Annotated in this window: 2 protein-coding genes; both read right to left on the bottom strand. The window is 45.7% G+C overall.

Translation table 11 applies throughout. The annotated features are described in order from the left end of the window. Positions 1 to 157: 157 nt before the first annotated feature. Positions 158 to 3610 carry a non-ribosomal peptide synthetase gene (locus tag C7Y66_RS30020; RefSeq protein WP_106548333.1) on the bottom strand — a complete coding sequence of 1151 codons (3453 nt, stop codon included), beginning with the start codon at positions 3608 to 3610 and terminating at the stop codon, positions 158 to 160. A 74-nt stretch (positions 3611 to 3684) separates the two neighbouring features. Beyond that, on the bottom strand, positions 3685 to 4066 hold a 382-nt coding region (locus tag C7Y66_RS30015; RefSeq protein WP_199197734.1), incomplete at its 5' end, for an acyl carrier protein.

Here is a 4066-nt window from a genome sequence, read left to right as displayed (position 1 = left end):
AAACACCAATCACAGCTATCTCTAATCCATTTTGTTCAAAACTCATGACAGTTTTATTGATTTCAAAACTCTTTTTGGCTATTTAGTAACTTTCTGACAAAGTTCGATACGATCGCTTTTTTCTGTGTTTAAATTTCGTGACAAAACAATTTGACGATCAAACTTCAACTGATTTTTGCAAACGTCGTTTCAGCCGATTTTTACCTGCTGTCAATTCTTGCTCTAGCTCAACGTCCTGTTCTTGTAAAGCAGGTTTATTTTCTCGATTGAAATGTTTGGCTAACGTCGCGATCGTTGAATACTTAAATAAATCGAGCAATGAGATCGATCTTATCTCATTGGGGAGAAGTTTATGCAACTTACCGTAAACTTTTGTTATCGATAAAGAATCGCCGCCAATGTCAAAAAAGTTATCATTGACTCCTACTTTTTCGATTTCTAAAATATCTTGCCAAACAGCAACAATCTTCTGTTCGATATCGCTCTGAGGCGCAACATAAGCAACTTCAACTTTCTGAAGCAAACTCTCTTGAAGAGGCAGCGCGCGGCGATCCACTTTACCATTTGCTGACAGTGGTAAAGCATTTAGGACAACAAAGGCTGAAGGCAACATATAATCTGGCAATTTATCGTGCAAGAAATGGCGCAATTCATCTGTATAAATCTCCTGGTTAAGCACGACATAGGCTAATAGCCGAGCTACATATGCTTCACCAACTACAGTAACGACTGCTTGACGCACGGCAGGATGTTGCATTAAAGCTGCTTCAATTTCTCCCGCTTCAATCCGGTATCCCCGCAGTTTAATTTGGAAATCAACTCGTCCCAAAAATTCAATATTGCCATCCGGCAGATAGCGCCCTAGATCGCCCGTGCGGTAGAGGCGATCGCCCGTGCGTGGATGAGTGATAAAATTCTCGCGTGTCTTATCTTCATTGCGCCAGTAGCCTTTTGCTAACTGCACGCCAGCACAGTACATTTGACCGGGAACCCAAATAGGACAGTCTTCTAAAGCTTCGTTCAAAATATAGTATTTGGAGTTAGCCATTGGCTGACCGTAGGGAATGCTTTTCCACTCTGGGTCAACTTCTTGGATCGGATAGCCAATATTCCAAATTGTCGTCTCGGTGGGACCACCAATACTCAGAATTTTTACCCCTACTGCTAAAGCTTTGAGGCGATTGGGCAGGGAAACGGGCAACCAATCTCCACCTAAAATTGCCAAACGCAAACCTTCAGGTAGTACCCCAGATTGCTGCTCGACATAATCTACCAACATCTCCATCATGGCGGGGACTGAATTCCACAGCGTCACTTTTTCCCGCGCCATTAACTCGCTCCAATGGCTAGGATCTTTCACTCTAGAAGCATCGGGAATGACAATTGTACCCCCAGCACTCAACAATCCAAATATGTCGTAGACAGATAAATCGTGGTTGAGAGCAGTCAAAGCCAGGATGCGGTCTTGGGGACTAACGTTAAAGCGCTGGTTGGTGTGGACGACGACATTCACAACGTTGCGATGAGTCACCATCACCCCTTTGGGCAAACCTGTAGAACCAGAGGTATAGATGACATACGCTAGATCGTCAGGTGACTGAATTGGCTGTAGGGGCTGGGCGATCGCAATTTCTTCTTTATCCACACATAGCCGTTGCAATCCTGGCAACCACTCTAGTTTTTCATTCAACCAAGATTGAGTTAAGACAATTTCAGCCTCGCTATTTTCTAGCAAATAAAACAAGCGTTCTTGCGGTAATTCAGGGTCGATGGGAACATAGGCTGCACCAGCTGCCAGAATGCTCATAACTGCAACAATTTGCTCCCATCCCTTTTCCATCACCACAGCGACTAATTTATTAGGAGTTGCGCCCAGCGATCGCAGTTTGTGACCGAGCGCATTGGATAATTCGGATAGTTCCCGGTAAGTCAAATTGCGCTGGGGTGACACGATGGCGGTTGCATTTGCCCGTGCGGATACTTGTGCGGCAAACAACGTATGCAGCAAATCATCAGAAACAGGTGCGTCAGTCGCATTGATAGCATCTCGCTGCACCAACTGAGTAGGAGGTATCAGTTGCCTGCTTGTTTCCTGCCAAACTGACTCGGAAGTAGCTAGTTGTTCGAGCAAACGGCAATATGCTCCAAACATATCTGCAATCAGACCTTTAGGGAAGAGTTCCTCAACCACATCCCAGTTAAACGTTAATATTTCCTTTTCTTCCCAAACTTGCACGTCCATCCAAGCCTGAGACGCTTGGCTGATGCCGTAAACCATCTCTCCGAATCGGCTAAATGTCAAAGTCTCTTGACCGATCGCGCCAAAGCCCAAAGTGCTAGTGAATACAACTGGCATGGCGCTAGGAGCTGTACCTTTTCTCCGAGCAAGTTCTCGCGTCACCCGCACGCCACTAAAATAGCGGTGTTCCAAATCTTGCCACAGTTGTTTCTGGAGGTGGACAGCGCGGTGCGTAAATGGCTCTGGGGTTGAATTGTCTACAGTTAACAGCGTCACAGAAGAGAAGTCGCCCAAAATGTCATTGACTTGAGGATGTAGTGGCAGACGATTAAATAGAGCTAGATTGATCGTAAATTGCGGGTTTTTACTCCAAACAGTCAAGATTTCGGCAAAAGCAGCCAGTAAAACTCCAGAGGGAGTCAAACCTGCTTGAGCAGCGCGTTGTTTTAACTGCTGCCATTCGCGGCGCTCTAATCGCCCAGCATAACGCCGACACCGATGCTGTTTAATTGCGCTGGGATTTTGAGCCAAAGGTAAGTCAGGAGCCGGAGGAATTGAGTCTAGACGGCTCAACCAATACTCTTGCGATCGCTCGTATAATTGAGTTTTTTGTAAAGCTTGCTCTGCCAACACGTAATCTCGAAATGAAAGTTCTAGTGGTGGCAATTCTATTTGAGGACTTTGGTACAGTTGAAACCACTCGTCAAAGAGGCGAAATAGGCTCCAGGCATCAAAGACTTGTAAATCGTAACTGACGTGTAGCCGCACGCGCTCACCATCCCAACGGGTGACCCGAAACTCAAATAAGGGATACTTGTCAGCTGGCAAAACTTGATGCGACAGGCGATCGCGAATTTCTTCGAGTTGAGACTTGACAAACGCCTCGTCTTGCCCTCTTAAATCTAAAACTTGAATTTGGTAAGCAGGTACTTGTTTAAGAATCTGCTGCCGACCATCCGGCAACACCACAGCCCGCAGCATATCATGGCGATCGATTAATTGTTGCAGCGCCCAGTTCAACCTTTCCAAGTCTAGGTTGTGAGATTCAATCTCGTAGTAACCGTGATTGGCAACATGACCCAGCTCGAACACCCCACTACGACCCACCCAAAAGGCGTGTTGCATATCAGTCAAGGGAAAAGGTTCGTAGCGCCAATCTGGAGCTGGTACTATTGCTGGTAAGTCAGCACCACTTGTATTCGCGTCAATTTGACGCAGCAACAAGAGAATTTCTGTTTTGTGCTGAGCCAGCGAGTTACGCAGTTCTGGAGTCAGCACGCCCTTGGGCGCATCAACTTCTAATAGATCTCCGTTAGTAGATAATTTAATGCCTTGTTGAGAAAGATGAGTTAAAAGTGAATGTAAATCCATAAGATTAAGTTAAAAGTCAAAAGTCAAAAGTTAAAAGTCAAAAATTTTAACTGGCAACTGGAATTGAGTTTGGGTTAAAAACTTAATTTTTCCCTTTCTGCTGGATCGCGATCGGTAGTGGAAACAGATGAGGAAGTCAGATGCGATAAGACTAATCGATCGCGCAGAAATTCAGCGATTTGAGCTATATTCCCGTCACCAAAAAACCGCTCTATTGGCACTTGCACTTGTAAATCGACTTCGATCCGCCGCCTGAGTTCAAATGCTATCAAGGAGTCAACTAAAAATGCTAGAGACTGCTGCGGATTGAGTTGAGTCAGGGGAATTTGTAGCGCGCCCGCCAGCCATTCGATCAAATAACTTTCTAGCATTTGCTGTCGTGCTTGTGGTGCAGCAGCAAAGATTTTTTCTCTTTCGCCCCCCTTTCCAAGGGGGGTTGGGGGGATCTCGCTGCCC

This window comes from Chroococcidiopsis sp. CCALA 051 (assembly GCF_003015105.1).
Classification (GTDB): domain Bacteria; phylum Cyanobacteriota; class Cyanobacteriia; order Cyanobacteriales; family Chroococcidiopsidaceae; genus Chroococcidiopsis; species Chroococcidiopsis thermalis.
This window is presented reverse-complemented; position numbering and strand designations above follow the sequence as displayed.